20 protein-coding genes are annotated in these 24,360 nt (G+C 59.5%); 11 read left to right on the plus strand and 9 right to left on the minus strand.

The window, feature by feature from the left end; all coding sequences use genetic code 11:
- Window positions 1-60: 60 nt before the first annotated feature.
- Window positions 61-4,896, minus strand: a complete 4,836-nt coding sequence (locus CD58_RS12895) for a dermonecrotic toxin domain-containing protein (protein ID WP_025213409.1) — start codon at window positions 4,894-4,896, stop codon at window positions 61-63.
- A gap of 228 nt (window positions 4,897-5,124) precedes the next feature.
- On the opposite strand from CD58_RS12895, the gene CD58_RS12900 reads away from it, so the two are divergent.
- Window positions 5,125-6,156 (plus strand): Ldh family oxidoreductase, encoded by a 1,032-nt coding sequence (locus CD58_RS12900; RefSeq protein ID WP_025213410.1) that lies wholly within the window; start codon window positions 5,125-5,127, stop codon window positions 6,154-6,156.
- A gap of 115 nt (window positions 6,157-6,271) precedes the next feature.
- Here the strand turns inward: CD58_RS12900 and CD58_RS12905 are convergent, their stop codons facing one another.
- Window positions 6,272-6,589, minus strand: a complete 318-nt coding sequence (locus CD58_RS12905; RefSeq protein ID WP_025213411.1) for a DUF883 family protein — start codon at window positions 6,587-6,589, stop codon at window positions 6,272-6,274.
- A 160-nt stretch (window positions 6,590-6,749) separates the two neighbouring features.
- Here CD58_RS12905 and CD58_RS12910 point away from each other — a divergent pair, with 160 nt between their 5' ends.
- Window positions 6,750-7,004, plus strand: coding sequence for a hypothetical protein (locus tag CD58_RS12910; protein WP_025213412.1), 255 nt, complete (start codon window positions 6,750-6,752; stop codon window positions 7,002-7,004).
- Window positions 7,005-7,007: 3 nt separating this feature from the next.
- Here CD58_RS12910 and CD58_RS12915 read toward each other — a convergent pair whose 3' ends face one another.
- A complete protein-coding gene (locus CD58_RS12915; RefSeq protein ID WP_025213413.1) occupies window positions 7,008-7,916 on the minus strand; it encodes a LysR family transcriptional regulator in 909 nt (302 codons plus the stop codon).
- A gap of 86 nt (window positions 7,917-8,002) precedes the next feature.
- On the opposite strand from CD58_RS12915, the gene CD58_RS12920 reads away from it, so the two are divergent.
- Window positions 8,003-8,926: a carbon-nitrogen hydrolase family protein gene (locus CD58_RS12920; protein WP_025213414.1), complete on the plus strand. Its 924-nt coding sequence runs from the start codon at window positions 8,003-8,005 to the stop codon at window positions 8,924-8,926.
- Here the strand turns inward: CD58_RS12920 and CD58_RS12925 are convergent, their stop codons facing one another.
- Window positions 8,927-9,397: an LEA type 2 family protein gene (locus tag CD58_RS12925; protein WP_025213415.1), complete on the minus strand. Its 471-nt coding sequence runs from the start codon at window positions 9,395-9,397 to the stop codon at window positions 8,927-8,929.
- Between the two features lie 257 nt (window positions 9,398-9,654).
- On the opposite strand from CD58_RS12925, the gene CD58_RS12930 reads away from it, so the two are divergent.
- The 4 genes from CD58_RS12930 to CD58_RS12945 all read left to right on the plus strand — a co-directional run bounded on the left by CD58_RS12930 (window position 9,655) and on the right by CD58_RS12945 (window position 12,657).
- A complete protein-coding gene (locus CD58_RS12930; protein ID WP_025213416.1) occupies window positions 9,655-10,371 on the plus strand; it encodes a helix-turn-helix transcriptional regulator in 717 nt (238 codons plus the stop codon).
- A 51-nt stretch (window positions 10,372-10,422) separates the two neighbouring features.
- Window positions 10,423-10,764: a nuclear transport factor 2 family protein gene (locus CD58_RS12935; protein ID WP_025213417.1), complete on the plus strand. Its 342-nt coding sequence runs from the start codon at window positions 10,423-10,425 to the stop codon at window positions 10,762-10,764.
- Between the two features lie 212 nt (window positions 10,765-10,976).
- On the plus strand, window positions 10,977-12,098 hold the full coding sequence (zapE, locus tag CD58_RS12940) for a cell division protein ZapE (protein WP_025213418.1): 1,122 nt from the start codon (window positions 10,977-10,979) through the stop codon (window positions 12,096-12,098).
- Between the two features lie 64 nt (window positions 12,099-12,162).
- On the plus strand, window positions 12,163-12,657 hold the full coding sequence (locus CD58_RS12945; RefSeq protein ID WP_025213419.1) for a GNAT family N-acetyltransferase: 495 nt from the start codon (window positions 12,163-12,165) through the stop codon (window positions 12,655-12,657).
- 531 nt (window positions 12,658-13,188) lie between these two features.
- Here CD58_RS12945 and CD58_RS12950 read toward each other — a convergent pair.
- Together CD58_RS12950 and CD58_RS31220 are read right to left on the minus strand one after the other, a co-directional pair.
- Complete coding sequence (locus CD58_RS12950) at window positions 13,189-14,928, minus strand: phosphoethanolamine transferase CptA (protein ID WP_025213420.1); 1,740 nt, start codon at window positions 14,926-14,928, stop codon at window positions 13,189-13,191.
- Window positions 14,929-15,350: 422 nt separating this feature from the next.
- Window positions 15,351-15,524, minus strand: coding sequence for a DUF6026 family protein (locus tag CD58_RS31220; protein ID WP_200868914.1), 174 nt, complete (start codon window positions 15,522-15,524; stop codon window positions 15,351-15,353).
- 250 nt (window positions 15,525-15,774) lie between these two features.
- On the opposite strand from CD58_RS31220, the gene gnd reads away from it, so the two are divergent.
- Genes gnd through CD58_RS12965 form a run of 3 tightly spaced genes read left to right on the plus strand, consistent with a single transcriptional unit; the run spans window position 15,775 to window position 19,114 of the window.
- Window positions 15,775-16,779, plus strand: coding sequence for a phosphogluconate dehydrogenase (NAD(+)-dependent, decarboxylating) (gene gnd / locus CD58_RS12955; RefSeq protein WP_268747315.1), 1,005 nt, complete (start codon window positions 15,775-15,777; stop codon window positions 16,777-16,779).
- A complete protein-coding gene (zwf, locus tag CD58_RS12960; RefSeq protein WP_025213422.1) occupies window positions 16,776-18,296 on the plus strand; it encodes a glucose-6-phosphate dehydrogenase in 1,521 nt (506 codons plus the stop codon). The genes gnd and zwf overlap by 4 nt, the downstream gene beginning before the upstream one ends.
- Window positions 18,293-19,114 carry a Cof-type HAD-IIB family hydrolase gene (locus tag CD58_RS12965; RefSeq protein ID WP_025213423.1) on the plus strand — a complete coding sequence of 274 codons (822 nt, stop codon included), beginning with the start codon at window positions 18,293-18,295 and terminating at the stop codon, window positions 19,112-19,114. The genes zwf and CD58_RS12965 overlap by 4 nt, the downstream gene beginning before the upstream one ends.
- 154 nt (window positions 19,115-19,268) lie before the next feature.
- Here the strand turns inward: CD58_RS12965 and nhaB are convergent, their stop codons facing one another.
- The 3 genes from nhaB to CD58_RS12980 all read right to left on the minus strand — a co-directional run bounded on the left by nhaB (window position 19,269) and on the right by CD58_RS12980 (window position 22,609).
- Window positions 19,269-20,771: a sodium/proton antiporter NhaB gene (gene nhaB / locus CD58_RS12970; protein ID WP_025213424.1), complete on the minus strand. Its 1,503-nt coding sequence runs from the start codon at window positions 20,769-20,771 to the stop codon at window positions 19,269-19,271.
- 94 nt (window positions 20,772-20,865) lie between these two features.
- Entirely contained in the window at window positions 20,866-22,155 is a 1,290-nt protein-coding gene (locus tag CD58_RS12975; protein WP_025213425.1) for a hypothetical protein, read from the minus strand.
- A 187-nt stretch (window positions 22,156-22,342) separates the two neighbouring features.
- On the minus strand, window positions 22,343-22,609 hold the full coding sequence (locus CD58_RS12980) for a hypothetical protein (RefSeq protein WP_003181216.1): 267 nt from the start codon (window positions 22,607-22,609) through the stop codon (window positions 22,343-22,345).
- A 339-nt stretch (window positions 22,610-22,948) separates the two neighbouring features.
- Between CD58_RS12980 and CD58_RS12985 the strand changes: the two genes are divergently transcribed.
- Window positions 22,949-24,274, plus strand: coding sequence for a sigma-54 dependent transcriptional regulator (locus CD58_RS12985; protein WP_025213426.1), 1,326 nt, complete (start codon window positions 22,949-22,951; stop codon window positions 24,272-24,274).
- The last annotated feature ends 86 nt before the right edge of the window (window positions 24,275-24,360 follow it).

Consider the following 24,360-nt stretch of genomic DNA (forward strand, 5'->3'; position numbering starts at 1 on the left):
CGTCGCTATAGCCTCCCATAAATGTCGTGAAAAAAAGATCAACGCCTCGCGCCCGTGTCGTTAAGGCGAGGTGTTTGAAGAGGATGGCGGGTCGATCTGGCGCCCCAACTCACAAATAAGCAGCGTCAGGGAGTCAGCGTTTCGAAGCATGACGTCGATGCGTTTGTCCGGCAGGTTGGGATCCAGAAACGCATCACGTGCTTCGTCCATGGTCTTGGCGCCGGTCACTTTCAGGATTTCCCTGGCGGTGGCCTTGAGTCCGGGAAGATGCTCCAGGCCCTTGAGTACCTGGGCTTCGCTATCCCATCCCATAAACAGCCTGGAGCGTGACGTGGTTAACGAAAGCCCATTGGCTTGCTGCAGTTTTTGATGGTCATATTTCGCTTGTCCAACATGAGTGGCGGTCGAAATCAGGTCCAGGAAAGGCAGGGTCGCTTCCAGGTAGACGATATCGTACGTATCGAAAAGCTGATGGGTGATTTCGTGGATCAGGGTCGCTGCCTGGGCATGGGCATCGACGTTAAAGGAGTCCGGGACGAGGTCCTTGTACTGATCCAGGCCCACGTCGAAGAAAAACTGCGTGAGATAAATTCTTCCGGCTGTGTCAGGTTCAAGCACAAATGCTGTCGCTGTATCGTTGGCCTCTTTAAGGTCGCCGATCACGATGCGGTTCGCGTTCAGCAACTCCCAGGATGGATCAGCCAATGCCTGGCAGATGGGGGAAACTGCGCTGTTTATTTTTCTGATCAGACTGGCATCGACCTTGTCGACACCAAAGAATGCCTTCAGGAAAGTATCCAGCCGAGAACCCGGCGGTACTTGTCGTTTGGCTTGGGCGAGGTTGTGAAGGGCATTGCAAGAGTAATAGCGCGCCGTCTCCAGGGCCTGCACGATGGCATTGGCGCAGTGAGGGTATTTGCGGCGTATTTGCGCCATGCCCCGGGCTTCGATATTAAGGGATTGCGAAGCCTTGTAGTCGCTGTATGAGTTGGCCAGCGTCGACATGACCTTGCCATAGCGAATGGTCTGTCGCTGCGGGGCAATCGTCCAGTCCTGGCTGCCCGGTGTTCGTTGCAGTATCGGCCCCTCTGCGTCTTCATGGACAACGCGCCAGGCCTGACTGGTTTTCGCCACCTGAAAGACTTTACCGGCTACATGGGCGTAGAGCTTGCCGGACTCGATTGACTTGTAGGTTCCGTCGATTGGGTTTTTCTGCAGGTCGTGGAGGCTGACGCCGGTGGCTTCGAAGACTTGCAGGTTAGTGCGCGTCGGGGCGGTGGAGGCAATGTCTTTCCAATGGGCCGCAATGGCCGCAGGGGTGTTTTGCGAGCCTGGACCGACCGGCGCAAGCAGGCCGAATGTATCGTCGGGGTTCAGCAGCCCCAGTGAGACCATTTCTGCGGCGCCGGCGATGAAATCGTGCAGGCCTGCTTTCCAATCATGCTGTTGCAGGGATTCGGCAGAGGCCTTGAAGTCCTGATAGCTTTCCCAGAGCGTCTCGATAAACGTCAGCTTGCCCGGCAACTGCTTGCCCACCAGCCTGACGCCGGTACTGAACAGATGCAGGACCGTTTCCCAGTCGAACGGGTTGTTTTTGTCGGTCTGCGTGGCAAGCATGTCTGACAACAGCGTTGTGTTGTCGTTGAACAACCTATCGAGCAGGTTCGTCCTGATGGGGTTCGAGGCCAGCGTGATCTCCGACAGAGACCCGGCCGTCGAGGCGAACAGGTTTTTGAAGGTGGCCCGCTGATTCTCGGGAAGCCGGCGAATCAGCAAGTCCTGAAGGGCTCCCGGCGTATTGAATGCCGCCACAACGCTCGCTTCATCCTTGAATTCGGCAAAGCAATGGCCTGCATGGTAGGGCGAGTACAAGACATGGGGGGCCTTGGCATCGGCGCTCGAACCGATCAGATAAAGCCCCAGTGCCTTGATCGCTGCCGTGCCCCCGGTCTTGATCAACTCCAGTGGCCGAATCAACGCGTTGGCGCCTTCCACCGCTTGGCGAGCGATGGCGTCCGGCATGTCCAGCACCTGGCGAATTAAGTCAAACGCCGTCGGCGAAAGATGCTGCTGCAGATGCCGTGCATGGGCGTACTGCAACAGTTGCCAGGGCAGTTGGCGGCGGAAACGCCGCTGTCTTTGCTGGCCCTCGACGGTGGCGCCGGACAGTTGCTCCTGCAGGTTTTTTCGATAAGTGGTCGCAATATCCAGGGACAGCAACATTTGTCGGACAGCCGCCTCGTTCAAGCTGTCCGGCAGCTTTTGTCGGGTGGTCGAGGACACCTTGAAGCCAGTGACTTGCATGACATTGACATGATTCAGGGCGAAATCGGTCAACGTGCTGGCGGGGCCGGCCAGGGCAAGGTTCGGTGTGATCTGGATCGTCTCGGGGTCGAGGTTTTTCGCGGCGAAGCGCGTGGCCAACAGCGCTTTCAGTTTTTTACTCACGTAGGCACGCAGGGGTTCGATACCGTCCAGGTAATCCTTGCCATCACCCACGCTGTTTTTATATTGCTCAAGCAGATCAATATGCAGTCGCTGATCTTCAAGGGCGGCCGTGCCAAGCCAGGCGGGCAGTTTCTGTTGCCACCGGATGGCCTGGGCGATCCGTGCGGCGCGTGTCAGGTTGGTGGGGGCGCCTTCCTGGCGTAACGCTTCAAGGCTTTTTACCAAGACCGCCCCGGTCAGTTGCCAATCCCCGGCTTTCAATGTGCGCAAATACCCGTGTTCGGCCTCGAAGTGTTTGAGGAACGAGTGCGCCCGGTTGAGCAGCACGTTGTCTTCGATCAGCTCGAATGCCTCGAGTTGATAACGCCTGTGGGGCTTGCGTTGCGTGGGCGTGAGGTTGGCGAGCAGTCCAAAGCGCTTGCGCGAGTCGAGCAGGTGCCGGTTCAGGTGCTGCGTGGCCAGTTCGACGGAGCCGAAAACCTGCAAGCCATCGGCGGGCGTCCATAGGATTCCCAGGCCCGAATAAGGCGTATCCAACCCGCCGCGCTCGGTCAGCAGAAAACAATTGGCCAGGGGCAGGGAGACTGTTTCACCGTCTGCGGCAGCGGCCAGCTTCAACGCATAGACATCGGGGCGAAAGCCTTTGACCCCCATGCGTTGCTTGCGGTCCGGGTAGGCGGGGTCGTAGGCAAAAACGCTGCTGATGAGATCGCGGGCGGCTGGCGGCAAGGTTTCATTGAGCTCCCTGAGCTCGGCCTCCGCCCGTATCCCCAGGGAAAAAACATTGCTCAGTTTCGGTAGCAGACCCCTCAGTTCGTTACGCAGTGAAACTTCGTTGGACAGCGGCAGTTGCATGAACTCGCTATTGAAGGCGTCTTCGACACTGGTATAGCTCTTGACCTTTCTCTCCAGCGTATCGGCCAGGAAGTTGGACGGTCGCAGATTCCCGTAAAAAGCCGGTTGCGTGCCCCAGTGTCCGTTGGTTTTCTGATCCAACAGGCTTCGGTTGATCAAGGCGCGTATGTCCAGCGCTTTGTCGACGAGGGCGTGGATGTTCACCTCGCCTTGGCGGGACATTTCCAGTGCGTAATGCAGGTTGTCCAACTGTTTGCCAATGACGGCCCCAGCCAAAGCGTCGGAGACGGGCAAACTCACCGATTTGCCCGACATTCTAGGCTCGTCCAGCCGTAGGAAACGGTTGCGTTCCTCCAGGCTCAGAAGGCTATAGAGCGCTTCTTTGCGAGCGGCGTTGGGTGGGTTATCGAGCAGCGCATCCTTGAAGCCCAGATAGTTGTCCACTTTCTGCAGGCCGTGGCTGGGGGTATAGAGGTAGTGGCCTTTGCCGCTGATCATCAAGGCGCCAGCGAGCTCTACGTAGAGCGGCTCATATTCCCAGAGACGAACCGTTTCGATGAACAGGAGCGGTTCGTCCGCCCGGGAGGGCCTGAACAGTCGCAGCAGTTCCCGGCTTTGCGTTTCGGTCAACTGCCGTTTTTCCCGTTGGATGAGAATGGTTGCCCGCAGCGAATCCTGGATGACCTGGGACAGAAACTTTCGGCGAGAAATATGGAAAGGCCCCGTGGCGTCCCAATAGCTCCCGAGGCAGTGGCTGAGCTTGGGAATCAGGTTTCTGGCAGTGCCCCTCAAGATGCTTTCCCACTGCTGGGTATTCTGGGGGGATGCGTTTATCCCAGGGTGAATGAAATCGACGTCATGCCCGGAGGGCCGCCCCTGATTATGAAAGTAGATCAGCACCGCATCGGCCAGCGAGAGGTTTCTGGTCACCTGGTGTGCCTTCGGATCGCCCATGCTGACACCGGTGCTGAATGTCACACGCGCCTGCTTATGATCAAAGTTCGACAGCACTTCACTCAACACCTCGTCGAGCATCGAGGTCAGTGAGGGCAATTTGATCAGTTCATCCACCATGGCCGCGGCATTGAGGTTTTGCGCATGCTCAATGGACTCGACCTGGGTTTTGAAGACATCACCGGTGATGGTCTGACGGGTCTTTGTGAGGGTATTTGTGCTGTTCAGTTCGGCGCGCTGGGAGATCGACAGGAGCCGAAACAGGTCGTCACGCTCTGTCGGGTTCTTCAGCATCGCCTCGACCTGCTGGTCGAGAGATTCAGGGCTGTCGAATTTTGTGAGACCACCCAGCGGCGTGTAGAGGAACGCAGGTGGGGTGTCTGACGCGGCGGCCGTTGGCAAGGTGCTGAGGGTAAAGCAGCCGGCCAGCGGGATCGGGGCCTTGCCCTCGGCTTGCAGGAGAATCGTTTCGACGCACATCGCGGGTGTCTGTGCGGCGCGCAGGGCATGGCTGGACAGGGAAGTGTGATGCAGCCAATCGAGGTCGGCCTGCGTCAGCTCGTGGGGTTCGGTCAACTCGTCCAGGCGCTTGGCGGCCAGTACTGCGGGAAATAAGAGTGGCGTAGTCTCAGTGGTCATCTTTGCTTCTCGATCGGGGCGCCGCAAGGCGGGACACCCGTGGATGAAGCAACCAGACTAAGAAACGACGAATGCGCCAAGGTGGTACATAGTTACCGCACACAGGGCTGCAAGCCTGCCAGGCTGAGAGAGCACCGGGCAGGCTTTGCTCCCACGATGAAGCAGTGTTTAATCACTGGGCTGGTTTCTACGCTGTTGCTACCTCCAACAATCACTCTGGAGCTTCAGATGTCTGCGCTATCCGATCATGCTGGTTCGTCAACCCTGTCCTTTGATGCTTTGGTGAGCCTGCTGGAGAAGATTTTCCTGCGACATGGCACGTCGCCCGAAGTCGCCCGGACCCTGGCCGCAAACTGCGCTGGAGCCGAGCGCGACGGAGCCCACAGCCACGGAGTGTTTCGCATCCCGGGTTATGTCTCGACGCTGAACAGCGGCTGGGTCAACGGTATGGCCGTGCCGGCGGTTGAAGATGTCGCGTCAGGGTTTGTAGCGGTGGATGCCGGCAACGGGTTTGCCCAGCCAGCCCTGGCCGCCGCGCGTCCTTTGTTGGTGGCAAAGGCCCGCAGCGCCGGCATTGCGGTGTTGGCCATTCGCAACTCCCATCACTTCGCCGCCCTTTGGCCGGATGTCGAGCCGTTTGCCTACGAAGGCCTGGTGGCGTTGAGTGTGGTCAACAGCATGACCTGTGTGGTGCCCCATGGCGCGGACCGTCCCTTATTTGGCACCAATCCCATTGCCTTCGCCGCGCCACGGGCCGACGGCGAGCCGATTGTCTTCGATCTGGCCACCAGCGCGATTGCCCATGGCGACGTCCAGATCGCTGCACGCAAGGGCGAATTGTTACCACCGGGCATGGGCGTGGACAGCCTCGGCCAGCCGACCTGCGATCCAAAGGCGATTCTCGAAGGTGGGGCGCTGCTGCCGTTTGGCGGGCACAAGGGGTCGGCGCTGTCGATGATGGTCGAATTGTTGGCCGCGGCCCTGACCGGCGGCAATTTTTCCTTCGAGTTCGACTGGAACAATCATCCCGGGGCCAAGACGCCGTGGACCGGCCAGTTACTGATTGTGATCGACCCGAGCAAGGTCGCCGGCCAAAGCTTTGCCGAGCGTAGCCAGGAGCTGGTCAGGCAGATGCATGGCGTTGGACTTCGGCGGTTGCCGGGGGATCGTCGGCATCGCGAACGCAGCAAATCCAATGAGCAGGGGATTGCGTTGGATGAACAGACGTTGGTGCAATTGCGGGAGCTGGCGGGATTGTAGAACCCGCTTCGCATGAGGCCGAGGGAACTGTGGCGAGGGGATAAATCCCCTCGCCACAGATTCTGTGTTCATTCAGGCCACAGATTCTGTGTCCATTCGGATTTTTGCCATACGCTCAACGCCTTCCGAGCAACAAACCCACCACCAGCCCGAAACCGGCGGAAATCGCCACGGTTTGCCATGGATGACCGCCGATGTAGATTTCAGTGGCGTCGACCATCGGCCGGGTGCGCTCCCGGACATCGGCGACTGAGTCCAGGGCCTGTTGCAGTTTCTGGGAAATCTGGCCCCGCAAGTTTTCAGCGTCTTCGCCGACCAGGGAAGCACTGCTCTTGAGCAGCTTTTCCGATTCTTCAATCAATGCCTTCAGTTCGCTGAACGCTTGATCCTTGATTTGCTCTCCGTTTGCTTGCACGGTGCTTTTGCGAGCCATTGAGATACTCCTTGTTGAGGATGGCAGTGAACAATGGAGTGTTGCGCGCGTGCAAAAGTTGCAGCATGTGGCGCTGGCAGCACATCCCTTCATAAATCGTGGTTAAGCCGTTTCTCCGCAAGGTGTAAGATGGCGCCTATTTACGCAACAGGTAATTCCAATGAGTTTCAATCTGGCTGACAGACCCCTGGCCGAGCGCGCCGCGCTGGAAGACGAAAAATCCCGACTCTTTGAACTGTGGCAAAACAACCTGGGCAAGGCCAAGGGCGATGCTGCCCGGCTGTTTGGCGAGCGCTCCAAGCGCAAGGGCAAGTGGTCTGAGTGGGTGCGCGCCGAACTGGACGGCATGTCGCCGCCGGAGTACGCCAACATGGTGCGCAGTGAAGTCAATCGCCTGATGGCCGCCAACAAGTAAACCCTACGTGAAGGTGGCAACAATGGCCTCGCGAACCTTGCCCACGGCCGGGTCCATTTGTGTGTGGGTTCGCCACCCCAGTTCGATGGGATAACGCGGCAAGGCGAGGGGGCAGGGCAGCAATGCCAGGCCGCTGAGCGAAGCGATGGCCCGGGCGGCATGGGCCGGAATGGTCGCCACCGCCTGGCTGCCCTTGAGCAGGAACGGCAGCGCGGCAAAATGCGTCGTCGAGGCGCACACCCGCCGGCTCAGACCAAGCCCGGCCAGTCCCTCGTCGGTGATCCCGATGAAACCGCCCGACGACACTAGCAAATGTTCGCGGGCTACGAACGCTTCCAAAGACAGGCTCTGCTGGCCCTCCGTCAGGCTGGCCGGGTCCACCAGACAGGCGTAGCCCCCTTCGCCCAATACCTGGCGGCTGAGCAACCGTTCTGCGAAACCACCCGCGGTGATCGCCAGGTCGAGACTGCGCTCCATCAGGGCCCGGCCGACGATCTGGCTATGGGTCTGGCGAAAAATCAAGCGCAGCCCCGGCGCACGTCGCGTCACTTCCTCGATCAAGCGCCGCCCATGGGCAATCTCGAAATCATCGGACAGCCCGACGATGACCGAACGGCCCTCGTAATGGCTGACGTGCGGGTCGACCATCGCCAGGCTCTGGCGACATTTGTCCAGTGCGTCGCTGATCACCGGTTTCAGCTGGTTGGCCCGCAATGTCGGCGCCAGGCCGCGCCCTGTGCGCACGAATAATTGATCGTCATAGAGGTTTCGAAGCCTGCGCAGGGCTGCGCTGATGGCCGACTGGGTCACGCCCAGGCGTAACGCGGCGCGGCTGGCGCTGGATTCATCGTGCAAGGCTTCGAAGGTCTTGAGCAGATTGAGGTCGACGTCGGCGATATTCATAAGGCTCATATCATTTAGCAGTATCTGGGGCTTTATTCATGATCGGCCGACGCCTGAGAATCAGCAACACCTGATGATCAAGGAGTTAAAAGACCATGCCCAAATCCATTGTGGCCGCCCTGCAAATCGGCTCGCTGCCCGACGGCAAAAGCGAAACCCTGGCGCAGATCCTTTCCTACGAAGACGCCATACGCCAGGCCGGCGCCCAGTTGGTGGTGATGCCCGAAGCGCTGTTGGGCGGGTACCCCAAGGGCGAGGCTTTCGGCACTCAGTTGGGTTACCGCCTGCCGGAGGGGCGCGAGGCGTTTGCCCGTTATTTTGCCAATGCCATTGACGTGCCCGGCGTCGAGACCGAGGCGCTGGCCGGGCTGTCGGCCCGTACCGGGGCGAGCCTGGTGTTGGGCGTCATTGAACGTGCCGGCAGCACGCTGTACTGCACGGCGCTGTACTTCGAGCCCGAGGCCGGCCTGGTGGCCAAACACCGCAAGCTGATGCCCACCGGCACTGAGCGGTTGATCTGGGGCAAGGGTGACGGCTCGACCTTGCCGGTGATCGACAGCCAGGTCGGGCGTGTGGGCGCTGCGGTGTGTTGGGAAAACATGATGCCGCTGTTGCGCACCGCGATGTACGCCAAAGGCGTGGAGGTTTGGTGTGCGCCGACGGTGGATGAGCGGGAGATGTGGCAGGTGACCATGCGCCACATCGCCCACGAAGGCCGTTGCTTTGTGATCAGCGCCTGTCAGGTCCAGGCTTCGCCACAGGCATTGGGCATCGACGTCGCCCATTGGCCGGCCGAGCGTCCGTTGATCGCCGGTGGCAGTGTGATTGTCGGCCCCATGGGGGATGTGCTGGCCGGACCGCTGAAAGGCTCGGCCGGGTTGCTGACCGCCGAAATCGATACGGATGAGCTGGTGCGGGCGCGTTACGACTATGACGTGGTCGGGCATTACGCTCGGCCGGACGTGTTCGAACTGGTGGTGGACGAGCGGGCCCGGCCCGGTGTGCGGTTTACCGCCTGATCACCAAGTCGCTGCGGAGCCTGGCAAGTCGAGGGTGCCGCGGTCGACGAAGCGCATGGTGCCGAACAATCCTCCCGCCAGTTTGCCCTTGAGTACATAAGGCAGGTTATTCAGGCTTTGGGTCTGGCTCAGGCCCAGGGTCTGACGCAGCACGGAAAAGGCTGAAATGCTCACCGGCACGCTCAGCACCGCTTCGGAAAATCGTGGAATGGAACCGGCCTGGTCACTGACCCCCGAGGCCAGCGTCCGGCCATTGACCTCCAGGTCCAGGGCCACGCCGTTGTAATCGATGGCGGTTTCGTTGGGGTTCTGCAAGCGCAGCTTCACGGCGAAGCGCATCTCCAGCTCCTGGCTGGGCAATGGCTCGATGCCGACTACGTTGATGTTCAGCGGATCACGGTGCGGGAAGAGGGCGCAGGCGCTCAAACTGAGCAGCATCAGGAATAGGGACAAGTCGAGGATTCTGCGCATGGATAAACTCTCAAAAAGTGGAGAAAAACTCGGGAAACGATTGGGTACGATAACCCCTGTGGCGAGGGAGCTTGCTCCCGCCCGGTTGCGCAGCAACCGTAAAAACTTGGGGCCGCTACGCAGCCCAGCGGGAGCAAGCTCCCTCGCCACAAAAACGCATGTCGCATGGATCATGCTACAGGGTAAATGGCTCCTGACACTTTCTGACACCAGCCTCTGCTAATCTGCGTCAACTTTTTCCTTCCGGATTGCCCATCGTGTCGCGTACCACTCGGCTGCTTACGTTGCTGCAAGTCTTGCGGGGCAAGCGCTGCCCGGTCACCGCGGCGACCTTGGCCGGCGAGCTGAAAGTGTCCGAGCGCACGCTGTATCGTGACATCGCCGAACTCACGGCCCTGGGCGCGCCGATCCAGGGGGAGGCGGGTATTGGGTACGTGTTGCGCAGCGGGCTGTTCCTGCCGCCGCTGATGTTCACTGCCGATGAAATCGAGGCCATTGTGCTGGGCTTGCGCTACGTCGATCAGCGTGGCGATGAGGTGTTGGGCAAGGCCGCCGCCGATGCGTTGGCGAAGGTCGCGGCGGTGCTGGCTCCCGACGTCCGGGACGCCCTGCGCAACCCCACGGTTCTGCCGGGTCCGCCAGGGTATGGTTATCCGCAGAATACAGTGGAACTGAATGTGTACCGCCAGGCCATTCGCACCCAAGCCAAGTTGCACATTGATTATGCCGACGTGAACAAAGTCCCGAGCCAGCGATTGATCTGGCCGCTGGCCCTGGGCTTTTTCAATGAGGCACGGGTGGTGGTGGCCTGGTGCGAATTGCGCGGCGCCTATCGGACCTTTCGCACCGACCGGATTGCCTCTGCCACCGAGCAGGGCGAGCGCTATCCCGGCAGACGCAGTGACTGGCTGCGAGCCTGGTTCAAGCTGATGAAGTTGGATGAATCCGGGCGCTTCACTCCTGACAAAAACTGACACAGGGCTGTTCTAGCATGGTGCCAGATCGATAAAACAAGGAGCCTTGCCATGTCCAATCCCGTCTCTTCCCTGGCCCCGGCCATCGCCGGTTACATTGCGGCCGCCAATGCCCGTGACAGTTCGGCGGTGACGCGGTTCTTCGCCGAGGATGCCCACGTGTTCGATGAAGGCCAGCATCGGGCCGGTACCCAGGCCATCGTCCAATGGATGGAAGACACAGCCCGGCGTTTTCAGCCACGGGTGGAAGTGCTCAATGTGCAACAGCGCACTGGCAAGGTGTTGGTGCAGAATCTGATTTCCGGGACCTTCCCCGGCAGCCCGCTGGAGTTGCGCTATACCTTCCGGCTTGATGAGCAGGGGAAGATCAGTCGGTTGGATATCTCGGTTTAGCGTTTACATTTTTTACAGGCGAACGCTGTTGTGGCGAGGGAGCTTGCTCCCGCTGGGCTGCGTAGCGGCCCCAAGCTTTTGCGGTTGCTGCGCAACCGATCGGGAGCAAGCTCCCTCGCCACAGGGTTACGCGTTGTTTCATAGCGTCGGTGTGATCGCTCACTTCAACGACATGGCATACTCCCCACCTTCGTTTTCCGGACCTGGGCCGTATGACTTTCGACTCTCCCTTGAGTGCCTGGCAGCACGCCATCGAACACCACGGTTTCGTTCAGGACGAAGCCCAGGAGTTGGCCATCATGGCCCTGGAGCAATGCCACCAGGCGTTGCACGAGGGCCGCAAGTCGATCAAGGGCGTTTACCTCTGGGGCCCGGTCGGCCGCGGCAAGACCTGGCTGATGGACCGTTTCCACGAAAGCCTCAAGGTGCCGGCTCGCCGCCAGCACTTTCATCATTTCATGGCCTGGGTGCACCAGCGCTCGTTCCAGCTCACCGGCACGCCGGACCCTTTGCAAGCCTTGGCCCGGGAGTTGAGTCGAGAGGTACGGGTGCTGTGTTTCGACGAGTTGTTTGTCAGCGACATTGGCGATGCCATCATCCTCGGCCGTCTGTTCCAGGTGATGTTCGAGCAAGGCATGGTGGTGGTAAGCACGTCCAACCTGCCGCCGGAGGAGCTTTATGCCAACGGCCACAACCGTGAACGCTTTGTGCCGACCATCACCGCGATCAAGCAGCACATGCAGGTCGTGCCGGTCAACGGATGGCAGGACCACCGCCAGCACCCGGGCACGTTGCAGCAGCGCTACTGGCTGCGCGACCCCGGGCAGGCCGACCCGTTGGCCGATGTCTTCCGCCAGTTGACAGCAGGGCAGAAACTGAGCGGCGAGCCGGTTGAAGTCGGTCATCGTCTGATTGAGCCGATCCAGGCCAGTGACGCGGTGCTTTGGAGCCGTTACCCGGATCTGTGTGAGCAACCGTTCTCGGCCCTGGATTTCATGGCCCTGTGCGACCGTTTCAAGGTCATCCTGCTCAGTGACGTGCCCAACCTGAGTGCCGAGCAGCGTGAAGGGCGCATTGCCCGTGGCACGGAAGACGGTGTCGAGCGGGTTGTGGCCGGGGATCGCGAGCTGCCGCAACTGTCGGTTCACGACGACGGCGTACGGCGTTTCATCGCCCTGGTCGACGAATGCTATGACCGCAAGGTGCCGCTGTACCTGTCGGCCCAGGTGCCGATGGATGAGTTGTACACCGAGGGCTATCTGCAATTCCCGTTTCGCCGTACTCTCAGTCGCCTTCAGGAAATGCAATTGCAACGTTTTGGTCAGCCCAACTGACCTGTATCCCGTATCCCGCCGACAGACTCAAGCCGTCGGTACTAACGAAGTGAGATGGAAGGTCATGGAAGAAGCCAAGGACATCCTTGTACTGCAAGCCAGCTACACCAACCCGGTCCACGCTGAAGCGATCTGTCATGTGCTCAATGGCTATGCGGAGGATCCGATGGGGGGTGGTCATTCGTTGCCGGCGGAGGTGTTGCTGCATCTGCCCGAGGAGTTGGCCAAGCGCCCCCATGCGTTTAGTGTGCTGGCGTTCGTCAATGGCGAACCCGCGGGGCTGGTTAATTGTTTCGAGGGGTTTTCAACTTTTGCTTGCCGGCCACTGGTCAATATCCATGATGTGGCGGTGATGAAGGCTTTTCGCGGGCTAGGGCTGAGCCAGAAGATGTTGCAAAAGGTCGAGGACATTGCCCGCCAGCGCGGTTGCTGCAAGATTACCCTGGAGGTGCTTGAGGGTAATGCCGTGGCCCAGGGGAGTTATGCCAAGTTTGGTTTTGCCGCGGGCATGTTTGACCCGGCCCATGGGCGCATGCTGTTTTGGACGAAGCCGCTTTGAGAGCTTGATGCTTTTGGGCTTTTAGGTTTGTGTGTATATCCGTTTTTTCGGTAACGGCGGCTGGCGGTTCCGCCCTTACGGCGGGTCACTTTCGAAAAGCGCGAAAGTAACCAAAGCGCTTTTGCCCCACCACTCGGTGCCTCGCCTAGGCTCGGCATGCCCGAACGCAGGCATTGCTCCGTGGGCCGCCGCGAAGGGCCATCCATGGCCCAGCGCGGCTATCCCGGCATCCATGCCGGGATGCCCACTACGCAATGCCTGCGTTCGGCCAGCGTGGTTAATGGGGCGTTGAGATCAAGATCAAGATCTAAAGCAAAGCAGAGCGGGGGTATGTCCAGCATCTATGTGGCTGTACCACTGCTATCGCGAGCAAGCTCGCTCCCACATGGGGTTGTGGATGTTCGCGGCATCTGCAAACGGCACAAAAAACTGTGGGAGCGAGCTCGCTCGCGATGAGGCCAGCCCGGCCGACATCACCGTAAACTGACCCTTCCGCTTTCGCGAGCAAGCTCGTCCGCGAGGTGCTCCCGGCTATTTCTGCACAATCTCAGCCACCGGCGCCTTAGGCTTCATCAAGCTGAAATCAATCAGCCCTTTATGCTGGCTTTCATAAGGATTGCCAATCAACAGCGGCCGAGCCTTGAAGTCATCACTGATCAGGCTCTTGCTACGGTCCAGCTCATCAAAGCTCAAGCCCGCCATATCTGCCCAAGTGTGGATCAGGTGAGAGCTGCTATAGGGCCGTGACAGGTCGCCGGCAAAGCTCCAGTCGTGGCTTTCGCGCCACTTGGGCGAGGCCCAGGCCATGAACGGAATGGTGTACATCGGCGCGGTCGGCTTGGCTTCGTTGCGGCCCAGGGTGTTATGGCCCAGCGAATCGAACACGTCTTCACCGTGGTCCGACAGGTACAGCAAGAAACCATCCGGGTCAGTCTTGGCGAAGTCCTTGATCAGGCTGGACACCACGAAATCGTTGTACAGCACCGCGTTATCGTAACTGTTATAGGTCGCGACTTGATCGTCACGTACGCCTGCCGGAACGCCCTGGCGGTCGGTGAATTTGTTGAAGGTCGGTGGATAGCGGTACTGATAGCTCATATGGGTACCGAGCAGATGCACCACGATCAATTTGCGCGGGGCGCTGTCGGCCAAGGCTTTGTTGAACGGCTCGATCACGTCGCCATCGTACTGCGCGGCGTTCTGGTTGCGGTTGTTGTTCAGGTACACCTGCTCATCGGCCTGTTGAGAGAAGGTCGTGAGCATGGTGTTGCGCTTGGTCATGGTCTGCTGGTTGGTGATCCAGAAAGTCTTGTAGCCGGCCTGTTTCATCATGCTCACCACCGATGGCGTGCTCAGGTACAGATCCGGGTTCTCCTCGTCAGCGAACGTCAGCACCTGCTGCAAGGCTTCAATGGTGTAGGGGCGCGGAGTGATGACGTTGTCGAAAACCGAAAGCTGGTCCTTGAGCTTGTCCAGCTCCGGTGTGGTTTCCCTCGGATAGCCGTAGAGGCTCATGCGCTGGCGGTTGGTGGATTCGCCGATGACCAACACCAGGGTTGCCGGCTGGTTGGCCATCGCGTCCTTGAGGTTGCTCAGTGGCTTGATCTTGCTGGCGCTGTGGAGCATGCCTTGCATGTTTTCCAGCTGCTCGCCGTAGCGACGATAAGCCACCAGCATCTGCCACGGCACCGCCGGCTCGATGCGATCTTCGAATTTCTCCAGGCCGCCAGCGAAGGTACCGGCGCGCAGGGTTTGCTTGATCAGCGGATAGCCAACCACGGCCACTACGATCACGACCGCTGCCACCCAGGCCCGGCCTCGGGGCAGGTACACCGGACGCAGGCGAGTCCAGAGCCAGTACCCAACAGCGGTGTGGGCCAGGAAGGCGGCGACCATCCACCAGGCAAAATATTGAGTCATGTACTCGCCAGCTTCAGAGACGTTCGACTCGAACATGATGAAGATGACGCTTTGGGAAAATTCCTGCTGATAGATGAAGAAATAACCCAGGCTGGCCATGGAGCAGGCCCACAGCACCACACCGATCAACGCGGCGAGTACGCGCGTGCGGGTGGGAAATAGCAGCATAGGCGCGAGCCACACGGCACTCATCACGAACGCCTGGCGAAACCCCGTGAAGCCGGAAGTGTCGGTCAGCAGAATGAGCAGTTGGGTAATGCCCGAGAAATACCAGAAAAACAGAAACAGCCAGCCGAACCCGGCCCAGTCGAAACTTTGCGCAGTCGTTTTGCTGCGTTTGAACAAGCTCATCAAGCGCTCCAGCCTTCATTGGCGAAGCCTTTGGCACCCGATTGGCGTCCATAGGCATACGCCGAACTATCTTAAGAGGCCGGGAGTATCGCGGTAGGGGTGTGAAAACTTTGTGAGTTTTTTTGATACAAATTGATGGCTCGGGCGCGAATCGCCCAGAGGAATTTATCTGCGGTGGGGGGGATTTCTCTGTGGCGAGGGGATTTATCCCCGTCGGGTTGCGCAGTAACCCCGATAGGTCGCTGACCAGACCAGACTGGCAGGCCAAATCAAACACGCAGGCTCGGGACCGTTAGGCGGTCCAGCGGAGCGGTGCGACGTTTCGCTGAATTCTCTCGCCAAACGTGCGCATATCGAGCGTGCATGGAAGTGACACCGATGTAGCCGGGGTCACTTCCCGATGCCGTGCCTCTGGGGCGGAGTTACCGAGCCAGCACCTGGCTTTGGTGGGGTAGCTGTGCGTGCTGCAACTGCATGCGCAACTGCATCACTTCATCAAGCAGTAGATCACGCTCTTCCTTCAGTAAGCGTAATTCGTCGCGACGAATGGTCACATAAAGGGTTTGGGGAGGACGTGCGGTAACGACAGGGCCCATTGCTCACCTCGCAAATGGCTACATCAACTATAGAGATGTCGCCAGCTTTTTGGTCGACACCTCTACTATCGGCGCCGATTCTGATTTCTTTTGCTTGTGATTGGAACTTTTTTATTTTTCATGGTCGCTGTGTCTTCGGCCGGATCTTGAGCGTTATCCCTTGTGATCGCCCGAATTACCCGGAAACTATGCAGCAATGCTCTGGACTAACCTCCATTAGTCGATAGTGTTAAATCTTTGACACACCTTTATTTGTAGTAGGGAGCATCAGTACATGCAACTCGGGATTATTGGACTGGGCCGCATGGGCGGCAATATTGCGCGGCGCCTGATGCTCAATGGGCACACCACCGTGGTCTATGACCGCAACGCGGCGTTCGTCGAAAACCTGAGCCAGGAGGGCGCTACCGGTGTGGCGGACCTGCCTGCGTTGGTCGCCGGCCTCGAGAAACCGCGGGCGGTCTGGGTCATGCTGCCAGCCGGTGCACCCACCGAAGACACCATCAATGCCCTCAGCGAATTGCTTGAGCCGGGTGATGTAATCATTGACGGCGGCAACACGTACTACAAGGACGACATTCGTCGTGCCCAGGCCTTGTTGGAAAAGGGCCTGAGCTATATCGACGTCGGTACCTCCGGCGGCGTCTGGGGCCTGGAGCGCGGCTACTGCATGATGATTGGCGGTGACGCCGAAGTGGTGAAGCGCTTGGACCCGTTGTTCGACAGCCTGGCCCCTGGCATGGGCGATATCCCGCGTACCCGCGACCGCAAGTCTGACGATGACCGTGCCGAACGCGGCTATATCCATGCGGGCCCTGCGGGCGCCGGGCATTTTGTGAAGATGATTCACAACGGCATTGAGTACGGCATGATGCAGGCCTTCGCCGAGGGTTTTGACATTCTCAAGACCAAGTCCAGTGAAAGCCTGCCAGCGGAACAGCGTTTCGACCTGAATGTCGCCGATATCGCCGAAGTTTGGCGACGCGGCAGCGTGGTTTCGTCATGGTTGCTGGATCTGACCGCCGACGCGTTGGCCAGCGATCCGAAACTGGACGGTTTTTCCGGTGAGGTCGCCGACAGTGGAGAAGGGCGCTGGACCATCGAGGCGGCCATCGAGCAAGCGGTGCCGGTTCCGGTGCTGTCCAGTTCGCTCTTTGCCCGTTTCCGTTCGCGCCAGCAAAGTACCTATGGCGACAAAATGCTCTCGGCCATGCGCTTCGGCTTTGGCGGCCACGTGGAGACGCCGAAAAAATGACCTCGATCGGCAGCAAATCCAAGGCAGAACCCGCGCCGCCGACCACGCTGTTCCTGTTTGGCGCCCATGGTGATCTGGTCAAGCGTCTGCTAATGCCGGCGCTTTACCACCTCAGTCGTGACGGTTTGCTGGGCGATGGGCTGCGGATCATCGGAGTCGACCACAACGCCATCAGCGATGTGGACTTTGCCAAGAAACTCGAGGACTTCATCCGTCACGAAGCGGCGAACAAGGGCGGCGATGCCGACCGAGCGCTCGACCCGCTGCTGTGGGCCAAATTGGCCCGGGGCATCAGCTACGTCCAGGGTGATTTCCTCGATGACAGCACGTACCAGGCGCTGGCGGCGAAAATCGCCGCCAGCGGCACCGGCAATGCAGTGTTCTACCTGGCGACCGCGCCGCGCTTTTTCAGTGAAGTGGTCAGCCGCCTTGGCGCGGCCGGGCTGCTTCAAGAGCAGGAGGATGCCTTCCGGCGCGTGGTGATCGAAAAGCCGTTCGGCTCCGATCTGCAAACCGCCGAAGCACTGAACGCTTGCCTGCTCAAGGTCATGAGCGAGAAACAGATTTATCGGATCGACCATTACCTGGGCAAGGAAACGGTGCAGAACATCCTGGTCAGTCGTTTCTCCAACAGCCTGTTCGAGGCGTTCTGGAACAACCACTACATCGATCACGTACAAATCACCGCCGCCGAAACCGTCGGCGTGGAAACCCGTGGCAGTTTTTATGAGCACACCGGCGCCCTGCGGGACATGGTGCCCAACCACTTGTTCCAACTGCTCGCGATGGTGGCCATGGAGCCGCCGGCCGCCTTTGGCGCAGACGCGGTGCGCGGGGAAAAAGCCAAGGTGGTGGGGGCGATTCGGCCCTGGTCAGTGGAACAGGCGCGTGCCAACTCGATACGCGGTCAGTACACCGCCGGTGAAGTGGCTGGCAAACCGGTCAACGGTTACCGCCAGGAAGCCAACGTGGCCGCCGACAGCAGCACCGAAACCTACGTTGCCCTCAAGGTCATGATCGATAACTGGCGGTGGGTGGGCGTGCCGTTTTACCTGCGTACCGGCAAACGCATGAGCGTGCGGGACACGGAAATCGTCATCTGCTTCAAACCGGCACCCTACGCGCAGTTTCGCGACACCGAAGTCGACGAATTGCAACCTACCTACTTGAGAATCCAGATTCAACCCAATGAAGGCATGTGGTTCGACCTGCTGGCCAAACGGCCGGGGCCGGCACTCGACATGGCGAATATTGAATTGGGCTTTGCCTATAAGGACTTCTTCGAAATGCAGCCGTCCACGGGTTACGAAACCCTGATCTACGATTGCCTGACCGGCGATCAGACACTGTTCCAGCGCGCCGACAACATTGAAAACGGCTGGCGTGTCGTACAACCATTCCTCGATGCCTGGCAGCAGGACGCCACAGTCCAGCCCTACAAGGCCGGGGAAGACGGTCCATCGACCGCCAATGACTTGCTGACCCGCGATGGCCGCGTCTGGCATGGCCTCGGATGAGTGATCAGTTGAAGCACCCCATCCGCTTTTTGCTCAGCGACATGGACGGCACATTGCTGCTGCCCGACCACAGCCTCAACCAGCGCACCATCGAAGCCGTTCGCTCATTGCGTGAGGCCGGTGTGCTGTTCAGCCTGGCCACTGGGCGTCCGCCCCGGGCCATGTTGCAGCAGATCGAAGCCCTGGGCGTCGACCTGCCCACGGCAGCGTTCAATGGCGGTACGCTGGTGCATCCGGACGGCAGTTTTCTCGCCGTCCATTACCTGCCACCTGAGGCGGCCCTGACCACCCTGGCGTTGTACGCCGATCAACCCGGGATCGAGGTCTGGGTATTTGCCGACGGCGACTGGCTGGTGCGTGACGCCAACGGTCCGATGGTGCCGGTGGAAACCCGCGGCCTGGGCTATCCGCCAGTGCAGGTCGAGAGCTTCGAGCCCTACCTGGAACGAATCGACAAGATCGTCGCCACCAGCGCCAATACGGATTTGCTGGTTGAGCTGGAGGCCCGTTTGCACCCGCTGCTCAAGGGCCAGGCCCAAGTGTCGCGTTCGCAACCGATCTACCTGGACGTGACCGCGATGCAGGCCAACAAGGGCGAAGCGCTGTCGACCCTGGCGAAGTTCCTGGGGGTGCCGCTGGAGCACACGGCGGCCATGGGCGACGGTGGCAATGACCCGGCGATGTTCCATCGCGCGGGCTTGTCGATTGCCATGGGGCAGGCGGAGGAGGCGATCAAGCGTCAGGCCGATGTCATTACTGCAGCCGTTACCGAAGATGGCGCGGCCCTGGCGATCGAGCGGTACATTCTGCCGAAATAGAATGCCCTGGCTTTTGTGGCGAGGGAGCTTGCTCCCGCTGGGGCGCGAAGCGCCCCTCAAGCCAGCGAGTCCTATGTGTCAGGCTTCAGATTGCAGCGATGAGGGCTGCTGCGCAGCCCAGCGGGAGCAAGCTCCCTCGCCACGGAGGGCATTCCTACAGCCAGTACGTCACCGCATACCAGCCCAAGCCACCCATCACCACGGTGTAGGGCAAGGCCATCCAGACCATCCGGCCATAGGACAGGCGAATCAGCGGTGCAATCGCCGAGGTCAGCAGGAACAGAAACGCGGCTTGTCCGTTCGGCGTGGCGACGCTGGGCAGGTTGGTACCGGTGTTGATGGCCACCGCCAGGGTTTCGAACTGTTCGCGGCTCATGTGCCCGGAGACGAAGGCCTGCTTGACTTCGGTAATGTAGATGGTCGCGACGAACACGTTGTCGCTGATGGCCGACAGCAGGCCGTTGGCAATGAACAGCATGCCCGGTTGTTGATCGGCGGGCAGGGCCAGGACCCATTGAATCAACGGCGTGAACAGCTGCTGATCATGAATGACCGCCACCACCGCAAAGAACACCACCAGCAACGCGGTGAACGGCATGGCGTCCTTGAACGCATTGCCGAGCCGGTGCTCGTCGGTGATGCCGGTGAACGCGGTGATCAGCACGATGACCATCAGGCCGATCAGGCCGACTTCGGCGATGTGCAGCGCCAGGCCCACGATCAGAATCAGCGCGGCAATACCCTGGACGATCAGGGCCGCACGTTGACGTGAGGTGCGTTCGCGATTGTCCTGCTCGGCGTAGTCGGCCAGGACCGCGCGTACGTTTTCCGGCAGCAGCGTGCCATAACCGAACCAGCGCAGCTTTTCCAGCGCCACGCAGGTCACCAGCCCGGCTATCAGCACGGGTATTGAAACGGGCGCAACCTTCAAAAAGAACGCCAAGAAATGCCAATCCATCTCATGGCCGATCAGCAGGTTCTGCGGTTCTCCTACCAAGGTGCATACGCCGCCCAACGCGGTGCCTACGGCGCCATGCATCAGCAAGCTGCGTAGAAACGCCCGGAACTGATTGAGATCTTCATGATGACGCGACGGCAGGTCGTGGTCCTCATCGACGTCGCTGTCCTGGCGCGGATCATTGCCCGAGGCCACACGGTGGTACACCGCATAGAAGCCCACCGCGGCGCTGATGATGACCGCTGTGACCGTCAACGCATCCAGGAACGCCGACAGGAAGGCCGAGAGGAAGCAGAACATCAACGACAGCATCGCTTTGGAGCGCACACCCAAAAGCAGCCGGGAGAACAGAAACAGCAGCAGATCCTTCATGAAGTAAATCCCGGCCACCATGAACATCAGCAGCAGGATCACCGGGAAGTTATGCAGCAGTTCGTCGTACAGCGCCTTCGGAGTGGTCATGCCCAGCAGCAAGGCTTCGACCAGCAACAGTCCGCCGGGCATCAGCGGGTAGCATTTCAGGGCCATGGCGAGGGTGAAGATGAACTCCACGACCAGCATCCAGCCGGCAACCACCGGGCCCAGGGTCCACAGCACCACGGCATTGAGAATCAGGAAGGTGACAATGCACGCCTTGTACCAGCGCGGTGAATGCCCAAGAAAGTTGTGCGCGAAAGCCTGAGCCATTGAACCGGACATCGGCTGCTCCTTTTAATTAGAAGCGCGCAACTTGCCGTAAGAAATGCGGAATATCAAGCGTAGGAATAAATACCGCCACCCGTGGCAATTCGGCTTAGGCCCAATACCGTGTAACCACCGCTCGATAACTGCCATGGAGCGAATAGCCCCCTGCCAGGATTTTCCCGTCAGCCTGCACGGCGACGGAGGTGGCGGTGTCCAGGCTGTAGCCGAGTCGCGTGCGAACCCAGCCTTCGCCCAGGCCAAAGTCGGGGTCGAGCCTGGCGTCTGGCAGGTGCCGGGCCAGAATGAAATCGGCCTCGATGCCGCCGATGGTGGCGCCGACGGTCACCAGTTTTCCGTCCGGCTGAACCTGGGCGGCGGTCCATTGGCTGGCGTTGTGTCCGATCTCCAGGAGCCGGCATTGGCCCTGGTTGCTGTGACGGTCGGGTTTGCCGTCCTGGCGCACTTTGAAGGACAGGCAGTGCATCGGATCGCGGCTGCTGCCGAACGCCTGCAAATCTCCGTTTTTATGCTGGACGACCTGGCTGATCATGACGCTGTGCCCTTGCGTCATGATCGACAGAATACCGTCCTCGCCGAAGCTGTCATCGAGTTTGCCGTTGGGGTCGTAGCGGGCCATCAAGCCATGTTGGGGCAAGTCGATGGCGCCACCCACCACGATGTTGCCATCGGCCTGGAGTGTCAGGCAGCCCAGCCAGGTGTTTTTCAGTAAGCGCCGGACCATCACAAAGCCGCGACTGTTAAACGAGGTATCCAATGCGCCATCGGGCAACAACCGGATCAGGACGCCGACATGGTCAGACAGTTGGTAATGATGGTTGGCCAGCAGGAGTATCCGGCCATCGGCCTGCACGCACATGTCACAGGCTTCAAGACCCGGTACGCCGGGTGGTAACCATGGGTCGCGCAGGCCTTGGGAGAGATTGCCGCAGAGCCGGATGACCTGTCGCCCGGCGTTGCCGAAGCTTTGGACGGCACGGCCCTGGGGATCGAACAACGCCAGGGCTGGAAGGGTGTGGTCGGTGCTTTCGTAATGCAGGCCTGACAACAAGATATGCCCGTCGGGCAGTTCAATCACTTTGCCCGCGGTTGCTTCGAAGTCGTGTTCAAAAGAGCCGATTACGCAGCCGCAGGTGCCGAAGTCCGGGTCGGTCGAGCCGTCGTGATTAAGCCGTGCCAGCCCGAACCGGCTGCCGTGGGCCGTATCGACCCTGGCCGCCACCAGAATCCGTCCGGCGTGGTCGATGGTCAGCCCCGTGGTCAGGCTTGAGGTGCTATCGGCGAAATGAATCCAGGCTTTACCGCTACCGGCAAAGCCTGGATCAAGTTGCCCGGCCTGAGCTGCAGGCAAAGGGAGCGCAAACGCGGATTGATCTAGCATGCATGCCTCTCCTTGCGCGTCGACCAGCCCGGAAGGGCGCGACGACTGCATGAGGGCAACATTCAATCCTTGAACGAGACAGTGCACAACTGTCAGGTTCTACAGAAACAGGGGCGATTCGTGCCATAACGATGGCTTTTCGACCCAATACCAAGTCTTCAATCAATAACAGGCTTCTATCGCCGTGTTATTCAGGCATGGACCACGATTGCAGTTTGTAACCTTCCTGGCTTAATTCAGCACGGGCCTGTTTCAACAGGTTGGCCAATTGAGCGGGGTCGGTATAGGCGCTGCTGGGAATCTGAGTGCGGCCAATATGAGTATTGGTGCGGTCGATGACGGTCAGGCTCAGTTCGCCGTTACCGTCTTGTGGAGCCCAGGCCACGCATTGGAAAGGACGGAATGCGCGGTCGGCAATCAAAAGAGCTTCGTTGATACGGAGCGGGGCGTTCATGGCATTTTCTCTTAAGTGTGCCCAATCAAATGATCTGCCGTCGGTTGGGCGTACCGTGCGGCTGGTTACTTGTACTGATGTCCGCAACAGGGGGGCAGGTCACACAATCTTTAAATAAATTTCGACTTTCTTTCAGACAAGGCTCGCGGGCTTTTGTTTGAAAGCTGCATGAAAGATTTAACGGGCAGTAACTAACGAACGCTTGCTTATAACCGTTTTAGGGTCATCTCGATAATCAATTGATACAAGGATGTGTCAAGTTCTTGCTACTGTTACATTCAGGTTCGCCAAAGGACTGTTTCTACTCATATTTCTTAATTTTGGCGCCAAGGATCAGTCATGATCGAAGCCAGTACGTCCCGCCGTCTGCTCGTGGTCGATCCTTGCGATGATTGTCATCGCCTGTTGCCGGGTTTACGTGCCATCGGCTGGGACGTCGACAGCTGCTCGCTCGAACATGCCGGTGATCGAACCTGCGATGTGGGGCTCTTGCGGTTGCAACCTTTTCACCTGGAGCGCCCGGAAGCGGTCAAGGAATTGATCAGCCGCAGCGGCACCGAGTGGATCGCTGTGCTCAGCCAGGAAGTGCTGCGCCTACAAAACGTGGGTGATTTTGTCTGCGAATGGTTTTTCGACTTCCATACCTTGCCGTTCGACGTTTCCCGGGTCCAGGTAACGCTGGGGCGGGCGTTTGGCATGGCCCGCTTGAGGGGGCAGGGCTCGATTCACATCGATCAGCCCGAACATGAATTGCTGGGCGATAGCAAACCGATTCGCGAGTTGCGTAAGTTGCTGAGCAAACTGGCGCCTGCCGAGTCGCCGGTGTTGATTCGCGGCGAGAGCGGCACTGGTAAGGAGCTGGTGGCGCGCACACTGCACTTCCAGTCCCATCGTCGCAATAAACCGTTCATTGCCATCAACTGCGGGGCCATCCCGGAACACCTCATCCAGTCCGAGTTGTTCGGTCACGAAAAGGGCGCCTTCACCGGCGCTCACCAGCGCAAGATCGGGCGAATTGAAGCAGCCAACGGTGGCACCCTGTTTCTGGATGAAATCGGCGATTTGCCGTTGGAGCTACAGGCCAATCTGCTGCGCTTTTTGCAGGAGAAACATATCGAGCGGGTCGGTGGTAGCCAACCGATTGCGGTGGATGTACGGATATTGGCGGCCACTCATGTGGATTTGGAGGCGGCCATCGAGCACAAGCGTTTCCGCGAGGATCTCTACTATCGCCTGAACGTATTGCAGGTAGCGATGGCGCCATTGCGTGAACGCCATGGCGACCTGTCGATGCTGGCCAGTCATTTTTCCCATTTCTACAGCCAGGAAACCGGCCGCCGGCCTCGAAGTTTCAGCGAAGATGCGTTGGTGGCGATGGGCAAGCATGATTGGCCAGGCAATGTACGGGAATTGGCCAACCGCGTCCGTCGCGGCCTGGTGCTGGCTGAAGGGCGACAGATCGAAGCCCGCGACCTTGGCCTGGCCAGTCAGCACGGCGTCGTTGCACCGATGGGCACCCTCGAGGACTACAAGACCCGCGCCGAGCGCCAGGCGTTGAGCGATGTGCTCAATCGACATAGCGACAACCTGAGTGTGGCGGCCAGGGTGCTGGGTGTGTCCCGGCCGACTTTTTATCGTCTGCTGCACAAGCATCAAATTCGCTAAGCCAAGCCTGCCTTGCACATTCCATAAATGTGGGAGCGAGCTTGCTCGCGATAGCGGTCGTTCAGTGACGTGATTGTGACTGATAC

The organism is Pseudomonas brassicacearum, from assembly GCF_000585995.1.
GTDB classification, from domain to species: Bacteria; Pseudomonadota; Gammaproteobacteria; order Pseudomonadales; family Pseudomonadaceae; genus Aquipseudomonas; species Aquipseudomonas brassicacearum_A.

What these genes read in the sequence shown, in the direction of transcription:
- CD58_RS31220 (WP_200868914.1), bottom strand. Translation starts at nt 15,524, where the DNA reads ATGGGCCCTGTCGTTACCGCACGTCCTCCCCAAACCCTTTATGTGACC.
- zwf (WP_025213422.1), top strand. Translation starts at nt 16,776, where the DNA reads ATGACCTCGATCGGCAGCAAATCCAAGGCAGAACCCGCGCCGCCGACC.
- CD58_RS12980 (WP_003181216.1), bottom strand. Translation starts at nt 22,609, where the DNA reads ATGAACGCCCCGCTCCGTATCAACGAAGCTCTTTTGATTGCCGACCGC.
- CD58_RS12900 (WP_025213410.1), top strand. Translation starts at nt 5,125, where the DNA reads ATGTCTGCGCTATCCGATCATGCTGGTTCGTCAACCCTGTCCTTTGAT.
- CD58_RS12965 (WP_025213423.1), top strand. Translation starts at nt 18,293, where the DNA reads ATGAGTGATCAGTTGAAGCACCCCATCCGCTTTTTGCTCAGCGACATG.
- CD58_RS12975 (WP_025213425.1), bottom strand. Translation starts at nt 22,155, where the DNA reads ATGCTAGATCAATCCGCGTTTGCGCTCCCTTTGCCTGCAGCTCAGGCC.
- zapE (WP_025213418.1), top strand. Translation starts at nt 10,977, where the DNA reads ATGACTTTCGACTCTCCCTTGAGTGCCTGGCAGCACGCCATCGAACAC.
- CD58_RS12920 (WP_025213414.1), top strand. Translation starts at nt 8,003, where the DNA reads ATGCCCAAATCCATTGTGGCCGCCCTGCAAATCGGCTCGCTGCCCGAC.
- CD58_RS12945 (WP_025213419.1), top strand. Translation starts at nt 12,163, where the DNA reads ATGGAAGAAGCCAAGGACATCCTTGTACTGCAAGCCAGCTACACCAAC.
- CD58_RS12935 (WP_025213417.1), top strand. Translation starts at nt 10,423, where the DNA reads ATGTCCAATCCCGTCTCTTCCCTGGCCCCGGCCATCGCCGGTTACATT.
- CD58_RS12985 (WP_025213426.1), top strand. Translation starts at nt 22,949, where the DNA reads ATGATCGAAGCCAGTACGTCCCGCCGTCTGCTCGTGGTCGATCCTTGC.
- CD58_RS12910 (WP_025213412.1), top strand. Translation starts at nt 6,750, where the DNA reads ATGAGTTTCAATCTGGCTGACAGACCCCTGGCCGAGCGCGCCGCGCTG.
- CD58_RS12950 (WP_025213420.1), bottom strand. Translation starts at nt 14,928, where the DNA reads ATGAGCTTGTTCAAACGCAGCAAAACGACTGCGCAAAGTTTCGACTGG.
- nhaB (WP_025213424.1), bottom strand. Translation starts at nt 20,771, where the DNA reads ATGTCCGGTTCAATGGCTCAGGCTTTCGCGCACAACTTTCTTGGGCAT.
- CD58_RS12905 (WP_025213411.1), bottom strand. Translation starts at nt 6,589, where the DNA reads ATGGCTCGCAAAAGCACCGTGCAAGCAAACGGAGAGCAAATCAAGGAT.
- CD58_RS12915 (WP_025213413.1), bottom strand. Translation starts at nt 7,916, where the DNA reads ATGAGCCTTATGAATATCGCCGACGTCGACCTCAATCTGCTCAAGACC.
- CD58_RS12925 (WP_025213415.1), bottom strand. Translation starts at nt 9,397, where the DNA reads ATGCGCAGAATCCTCGACTTGTCCCTATTCCTGATGCTGCTCAGTTTG.
- CD58_RS12895 (WP_025213409.1), bottom strand. Translation starts at nt 4,896, where the DNA reads ATGACCACTGAGACTACGCCACTCTTATTTCCCGCAGTACTGGCCGCC.